We start from the raw sequence: 7,233 nt of genomic DNA, 5'->3' as shown, positions 1-7,233 counted from the left end.
GTGAGCCGTTACCTCACCAACTAGCTAATGCGCCGCGGGCCCATCTGTAAGTGATAGCGAGAAGCCATCTTTCAACTTTCCTTCATGCGAAGAAAAGTATTACCCGGCATTAGCCCCGGTTTCCCGGGGTTATTCCGGTCTTACAGGCAGGTTGCCCACGTGTTACTCACCCGTCCGCCGCTCGTTCCACGAGCTTCACCTCAGATGAGGATCCACTCGCTTCCCGCGCTCGACTTGCATGTATTAGGCACGCCGCCAGCGTTCGTCCTGAGCCAGGATCAAACTCTCCATAAAAGTTAAGTTTGACTTGCTCGTTTGCACACCGAATGTGCTTGTTTTGATTCTCTTCTATTATAGAAGGGATTTCTTGACGTACTGGTTGGTTCGTTCAGTTTTCAAAGATCAAATGTTTTGTTTGCCGCTTCAAAACAGCGACTTAATAAATATATCATTTCTTGTCGTTTTCGTCAACAACTTTTTATGATTTATTTTGTTAAGTTGTTTGCGGCTTATCGCTCTCTTAACGCGACAAATAATAATTTATCACGTTCACTCGATAGTGTCAATAACTTTTTTGCGATAAATTATTTGTTGTTTTTGTCGCTCTCTTAATGCGACGCTTATAAATATAGCATGGGGATGTTATGAACGTCAATAACTTTTTTCAAAAACCCCCTTTTTCAATGAAAGAGTTGAAAAAGGGGGTTTTTCATTATAATTCACCTTCTTGTTTCACGACCTTATACTTTCTATGAAAGATATACGGACCTTTTGTGTCTTCCGAAACCACTTCTATTACACCGTGATCCACAAGATATTCAATCATAGATGATAGATCAAGGATATATTCCTGGATTTCAGGGTGGACTTTCAACTCCCCAAATGACCAAGGTTCTTCCCTTTCTTTCATAAGTTGCAATAGATGTTGGGCACTCGACCTCGACCGTTTACTAACCGAATGCTCCACAGCAAGAATCATCAATTGTATTCGCTTGTCTGTAGGTTCGTCACTTTCAATCAGCTCCTGATACAGTTTATAGATTTCAGGTTCAATACGTTTCACTTGATTCCACACAGTCACTTCAGGATGGAACCCTTTTTCTATTATCGATAAACGAGCAAGATAATGAAGAGAATTGACCATTCGGCTAAATGAATCCAAATATTGCTCAGAATCATATAGATCTTTCGACTCGCTATAACTGCGAATAAGTTTGGCGAACTCGATCGCCTTTTTCAAATTACGGGTTTGCTGCGGGAATTCCCTAAGATGTTCTTTCAATTTGGATACATATTCATTTCTTTCAAAGATGATACTGCCATTTATTACCCATTCAACCGCTCGCCGATAGGAACTCGTATCAATCCAATGCTGTAATAATGTTTCATCTACAATATGCATAGCTGCTGATTTATCTTCATATTCATAGTGTTTGACATACCACAATTCCTCCGCATCTCGCACTATGATAAAAAGAATCACATCAAAATTATCTGTCACAGGGCTGATCGGTTTTTTCTTTTCTAATATGAGAACGCCAAGCGTATTGTTTTGGCTCGCTTTTTCTTGGTAAATCGGCCGTAATAGATCTTCCATTTTCTTTCCCCCACATTCAATTTCCCTTTCATCTTTGTTTATTCGCTATTATTTTGCAAATTCCTTTTTTCCTAATATATTTGCCCGCAGAAAATATGCTATACTACGTGATAGATAGTAAGGAGGGACCCTTAGTGGCGTTAAAATACAGTAACAAGATCAACAAAATTCGTTCCTTTGCCTTCTGGCTCATTTTTCTCGGTATCGGTGTTATGTACATCGGATTACTTTTTAAAGAAACGACATGGCTGATGGCGATCTTCATGCTTTTAGGAATGGGTTTTGTTGGACTTAGTACAGTGGTGTATTTTTGGATAGGAATGCTTTCCACTAAGACTGTGCAAATTGTCTGCCCATCTTGCGAAAAACCTACAAAGATGCTGGGCCGAGTGGATGCATGCATGCATTGTGATCAACCTTTAACGATGGATAAAACCTTAGAAGGTAAAGAATTTGATGAGAAATATAATACTAAACGATACAAAAAACAGGAAACACAAGGTCACTAGAAAATGTTGTATCATCATTAGAGGGAAATATGAAAAGCTCCGCTATTAAGCGGAGCTTTTTAATGATGTATTATTTTCAAAAAAACTGAAAGCCCTCAGCTTCCAGTTTTAATGTGTATTATTCGATTGGCATTCTGTGCACGTTCCATAAACTTCCATGCGATGATGACTTACATTGAATCCAGTCACCTGTTCAGCTAATGACTCCACTTCATTCAAACTAGGATAGTGAAAGTCGACAATCTTACCGCATGATTCGCAAATCGCATGATAGTGATCACTAGTATTACAATCAAAGCGACTGGAAGAATCTCCGTATGTGAGCTCACGTACTAAACCAATTTCCCTGAACACGCGAAGATTATTATAAACCGTTGCGACACTCATGTTTGGAAACTTACTTTCTAATGCCTTGTAAATTTCATCAGCTGTCGGGTGAGTCATAGAATTGAGCAGATATTCAAGCACCGCATGACGCTGTGGAGTTATTCGCACACCAGAGCCTTTCAATGTATCAATGGCATCTTGGAGTCGATGATCGGACACGGTCATGCACCTCGCTTCCATAATCTGATTCTTGATTTATAATATTATTAAATTAGAATCCTTACAATTAGTCTAACCTTTTTATAAAGCAATTGTCAATATAAAGCCCTGGTCCAAGCTGGAACTTATACCTCCGGGTCTAGAACCGTTTCTTCTCCGCCAAGTTGACGGTTTACGTACCTTGCCGCTACAAATAAGAAATCTGAAAGTCTGTTTAAGTAAGATACAACGAGTGGATTATCCAGTTCATTTTCTAACGCAACGGCTATTCTTTCCGCTCTCCGAACTACCGTTCTAGCCAGATGAAAACAGGCCGAAGCCTGGTGCCCAGATGGAAGGATAAAGTTTTTCAACGGTTCCAGTGACTGGTCCCATTCATCAATCTGCCTTTCAAGCTGATCGATATGTTCCTTTTTCAACTTCCACAATACTTCCTTCCCTTGTGGTGTAGCAAGTTCGGCTCCCACGTGAAAAAGAATCGTCTGTACCTTTTGAAATGTCAGCAGGAACGCCTCTTTATCATTCCAACTTTCTCCCTTCAAATGGCTGAGGGCAAGTCCGATAGTTGAATTCGCTTCATCACAAGTTCCGTATGCTTCCACCCTTATATCATTCTTTGCTACCCGCTGGCCGTATATTAACGATGTTTGCCCCTTATCACCTGAACGTGTATATATTCTCATTCTAATACCCCCGTTTTGGATCAATGATATTTTTCAATGTGCCTTCCCCACTTAGGAACACTTCCAAATTTTCCTCAAAAAGAGCAAAACCTCTTGGGATGTACTGGGGAGAAATCCCTGAAATATGCGGAGTGATAGTTATATTTTCTTCTTTCCACAAAGGGTGACCTGCCGGTAAAGGCTCTTCCTCAAACACATCCAAAACCGCATGGTCAATTTCTCCTCCCCTAACCGCATTCAGAATGATTTCAGATGATACAAGGTCCCCTCTTCCCATATTCAAAAAGATGCTATGCTTCGGCATTCTTTTAAACTGATCAGCGGTCAGCATATGTTTAGTATCTGGAGTGCTAGGCAGTGCTGCTACGATGAAGTCAGCAACCGCCAGAACCGAATCGATTTGCTGTACTGGATATACTTTATCGAAGTGGGGACGAGTTCGCCCGGATTTTGAAAGGCCTATAGTTTTCATATGGAAAGCTTTTGCCAGGCGGGCGACTTCTTGTGGAATGGCTCCTGTCCCTAAAAGCACCATTGTTCTTCCACTTATTTCATTCATGACTGGGCGACGGTTCCATTCTTCCTTCTGCTCTTGCCCCAGTAATGTCTTTGCCTTACGGGAAACTTGCAGTAACATGGAAATTGCATACTCAGCCATAGGTTGCGCATGAATGCCTCTCACATTCGTTACAAGGATATCTCTTTTAGAAATTTCTTCGAATGGCATTCGGTCCATTCCAGCAGATAAAACCATAATCCATTTCAATTTCTTGGCGGCTTTAATTTTTTCTGCATCTAAGTCTTCGCCATATGTAATGAATACATCCGCTTCTTCCAGATAATACTCGGCCTCCCCCATGCCATGACAGAAAACAAACGTGACATCAGAGAATTTAGTCTGAAGATGCATTTGAATATCGCCAGGTACTTTTTTTATAGCAGAAACGACCTTCACAAGGACCCCTCCCCCTTTTTCTTCTATATTAGACTATAAAGAAACCATAGTCACTTCTTGACTATGGTTCCTGAATTATTTTAGGTTTTCACGGATATATTCAAGTGCTGCTTCTACGTGACCTTGTACTTTCACTTTACGATATTCTTCTGCAAGATTTCCTTCTTTATCGATGATGAAAGTAGAACGTTCAATACCATAATATTCTTTACCAAAATTCTTCTTAAGTTTCCACACACCGAACTGTTCAGCGACTTGGTGATCTTCATCCGCTAATAGAAGAAATGGCAGGTCATATTTATTGATGAACTTTTCGTGTGATTCCACAGGATCTGGACTTACACCTAAGATTACAGCATCAAGGTCTTCAAATTTTTCGTGTTGATCTCGAAAATCACAAGCTTCTGTGGTGCACCCTGGGGTCATATCTTTCGGATAAAAGTAAAGGACGACATTTTTCCCCTTATAATCAGATAAGGATACGGATTCGCCATTATTTGCTGGCAATGTAAAATCTGTTACTTGTTTACCTTTTTCTACTGTCATTATAGGACCCTCCTAATTGGTTTCTCAACCCTAGGGTACATTAATTACGAGTAAACTTCCAATATCAGCGTTCACTTTTATGTTTCAACCAGACCTTCGCGACTAAAGCTGCCGGAAGAGTGTAACCGATCATCGCCTCCACTATCGCAATCCATTTTCCTACTCCGACCGGGATAATATCTCCATAACCAACAGTGAATAATGTAACCCCACTGAAATAGATGCTTCGGATGACTTCGCTCATCCAATAATCGTATTTGAATGGTATTTCCTCATAATACACATCAATTCCTTGGATGATGAGCGCAGCATAAATGATACCAAAGCCTACCATAACAATCGTATACAATAACATGATGGAAACAAATAACTGAATGGAAAATATTTTATGTTCAAACTCTAATGAATGAAAAATCTGACGGAGGCTAGCTCCAATAAATGCGAGAGAAAGAGCACTGATAATGATAGTGATCATATAGAAAGCTCCTTCCTTTAAGAACAAAAGAGATAAATGATTAGTAAAGATCTCTTAATTGTTCTTATGAGCTTGTTCACCTTTTTATGCTACAGCAGAAATCACCCCTTCCTATAAAACGTATATTTTCATTTCAAAAACGGGCGAATGCACAGCCCCTTTCTACATTCCTGCATAAGATACAGTAAACAATGGAAAGGGGGAATTGTGAATGAGTTACGGATATGGCGGAGGCTTTGCGCTAATCGTTGTTCTTTTCATCCTTCTAATCATCGTTGGTGCAGCATTCGTATACTAAAATAAGCTCGTGTTGAGTGAAAATGAGCTCTATGCTTCTTTCCTCGCAAACGATCGGAATACTGTTTCAACGCTCTAGAGTGAAGAGATCTCAGTTAAGCTACTCCTCGGGTAATTTTCCCGTGGAGTAGCTTTTTCGGACTTCATGGACAAGCGTGCTACAATAGAACAGAATAAATGGCATAGGAGGGTATCAATGAACTATATTCAATCGGAACAATTATATAAAGAAGCAAACGAACATATTGTAGGTGGAGTCAATTCACCATCCAGAGCTTATAAAGGTGTCGGCGGGGGTACGCCCATTTATATGGAACGCGCAGAAGGATCCCGCTTTTTTGACGTAGACGGCAATGAATACATCGATTATTTAGGAGCATACGGACCTATTATTACTGGTCATGCCCACCCTCATATCACAAAAGCGATCACAAAGGCTGCACAGAATGGGGTTTTGTATGGCACACCCACGGTACTCGAGAACCGTTTCGCTAAAATGCTGAAGGAAGCCATCCCTTCATTGGATAAAGTAAGGTTTGTCAATTCCGGAACAGAGGCCGTCATGACAACAATTCGTGTCGCACGGGCTTACACGGGAAGAAACAAAATCATCAAATTCGCTGGATGTTATCACGGGCACTCGGATTTAGTGCTTGTAGCCGCAGGGTCCGGCCCTTCTACATTAGGAACACCTGATTCAGCTGGGGTTCCCGCATCAATTGCTCAGGATGTCATAACCGTACCTTTCAACAATATCGAACCTTTCAAAGAAGCTTTAGATAAATTCGGAGATGAGATTGCAGGTGTTCTCGTGGAACCTATCGTCGGAAACTTCGGTATCGTAGAACCAAAACCAGGTTTTCTCGAGCAAGTCAACGAACTTACACACGAAGCCGGCGCTCTCGTCATTTATGATGAAGTCATTACAGCTTTCCGCTTTACCTACGGAAGTGCTCAACAGCTATTAAACATTGAACCTGATATGACAGCTATGGGTAAGATTATTGGAGGTGGTTTACCAATAGGGGCTTACGGTGGCCGAGCAGATATTATGGAACAGGTAGCTCCATTAGGTCCCGCTTATCAAGCAGGTACAATGTCTGGAAACCCTGCCTCGATGTCTGCAGGTATTGCTTGTTTGGAAGTTCTTCAACAAAAGGACGTTTATGATGAAATGGACCGTCTTGGCGGACGCTTAGAAAATGGGATATTAGAACATGCCAATTCGTTTGGTATTCCTGTCCAAATCAACCGCTTGAAGGGCGCTTTGACTGTTTATTTCACTGAAGAAAAAGTGGAGAATTATGAGCAAGCAGAAAATACGGATGGGGAAATGTTCGCAAGGTTTTTCAAGCTGATGCTTGCAGAAGGAATTAACCTGGCCCCTTCTAAATATGAGGCATGGTTCCTAACTACCGCCCATACAGATGAAGACATTGATATCACATTAGCAGCCGTGGAAAATACATTCCGTACGATGGCAGACGGTTGATTCAAAAGCCCCCTTTCATTAGAGGGGCTTTTTCTATTATTTTGTGCTGATGGAGTTGATTACTAGAAAAGTTCATGCTATTATATATTTATAATTCTGAATATTCCCACGAATTATGATCTTTGTTTCATTT

Annotated in this window: 9 protein-coding genes and 1 rRNA gene; 3 read left to right on the top strand and 7 right to left on the bottom strand. The window is 40.9% G+C overall.

Features of this window, described 5'->3' with window-relative positions; all coding sequences use genetic code 11:
* A 16S ribosomal RNA gene (locus BMZ58_RS15655) occupies positions 1-294 on the bottom strand; the annotation flags it as partial.
* A 418-nt stretch (positions 295-712) separates the two neighbouring features.
* Positions 713-1,597, bottom strand: coding sequence for a nucleotidyltransferase-like protein (locus BMZ58_RS15650; RefSeq protein ID WP_075037490.1), 885 nt, complete (start codon positions 1,595-1,597; stop codon positions 713-715).
* Between the two features lie 134 nt (positions 1,598-1,731).
* On the opposite strand from BMZ58_RS15650, the gene BMZ58_RS15645 reads away from it, so the two are divergent.
* The gene (locus BMZ58_RS15645; RefSeq protein ID WP_075037489.1) at positions 1,732-2,106 is read left to right on the top strand and encodes a YgzB family protein; all 375 of its coding nucleotides are present in this window, start codon (positions 1,732-1,734) and stop codon (positions 2,104-2,106) included.
* A 108-nt stretch (positions 2,107-2,214) separates the two neighbouring features.
* On the opposite strand, the gene perR is transcribed toward BMZ58_RS15645, so the two are convergent.
* The 5 genes from perR to BMZ58_RS15620 form a co-directional block, all read right to left on the bottom strand.
* Positions 2,215-2,658 carry a peroxide-responsive transcriptional repressor PerR gene (gene perR, locus BMZ58_RS15640; protein WP_075037488.1) on the bottom strand — a complete coding sequence of 148 codons (444 nt, stop codon included), beginning with the start codon at positions 2,656-2,658 and terminating at the stop codon, positions 2,215-2,217.
* 119 nt (positions 2,659-2,777) lie between these two features.
* On the bottom strand, positions 2,778-3,335 hold the full coding sequence (locus tag BMZ58_RS15635; RefSeq protein ID WP_075037487.1) for a cob(I)yrinic acid a,c-diamide adenosyltransferase: 558 nt from the start codon (positions 3,333-3,335) through the stop codon (positions 2,778-2,780).
* Position 3,336: 1 nt separating this feature from the next.
* Positions 3,337-4,290 carry a D-2-hydroxyacid dehydrogenase gene (locus BMZ58_RS15630; RefSeq protein WP_075037486.1) on the bottom strand — a complete coding sequence of 318 codons (954 nt, stop codon included), beginning with the start codon at positions 4,288-4,290 and terminating at the stop codon, positions 3,337-3,339.
* 75 nt (positions 4,291-4,365) lie between these two features.
* Positions 4,366-4,836 carry a thioredoxin-dependent thiol peroxidase gene (bcp, locus tag BMZ58_RS15625; protein WP_075037485.1) on the bottom strand — a complete coding sequence of 157 codons (471 nt, stop codon included), beginning with the start codon at positions 4,834-4,836 and terminating at the stop codon, positions 4,366-4,368.
* A 64-nt stretch (positions 4,837-4,900) separates the two neighbouring features.
* The gene (locus BMZ58_RS15620) at positions 4,901-5,311 is read right to left on the bottom strand and encodes a potassium channel family protein (RefSeq protein WP_075037484.1); all 411 of its coding nucleotides are present in this window, start codon (positions 5,309-5,311) and stop codon (positions 4,901-4,903) included.
* A gap of 211 nt (positions 5,312-5,522) precedes the next feature.
* Between BMZ58_RS15620 and BMZ58_RS15615 the strand changes: the two genes are divergently transcribed.
* Complete coding sequence (locus tag BMZ58_RS15615; protein WP_074735040.1) at positions 5,523-5,609, top strand: YjcZ family sporulation protein; 87 nt, start codon at positions 5,523-5,525, stop codon at positions 5,607-5,609.
* Positions 5,610-5,804: 195 nt separating this feature from the next.
* A complete protein-coding gene (locus BMZ58_RS15610; RefSeq protein WP_075037483.1) occupies positions 5,805-7,100 on the top strand; it encodes a glutamate-1-semialdehyde 2,1-aminomutase in 1,296 nt (431 codons plus the stop codon).
* The last annotated feature ends 133 nt before the right edge of the window (positions 7,101-7,233 follow it).

Origin of the sequence: Halobacillus dabanensis (genome assembly GCF_900114165.1) — a bacterium.
Taxonomy (GTDB): Bacteria; Bacillota; Bacilli; order Bacillales; family Halobacillaceae; genus Halobacillus; species Halobacillus dabanensis.
The sequence above is the reverse complement of the archived record's forward strand: the minus strand, read 5'-3'. Positions and strand labels throughout refer to the sequence as shown.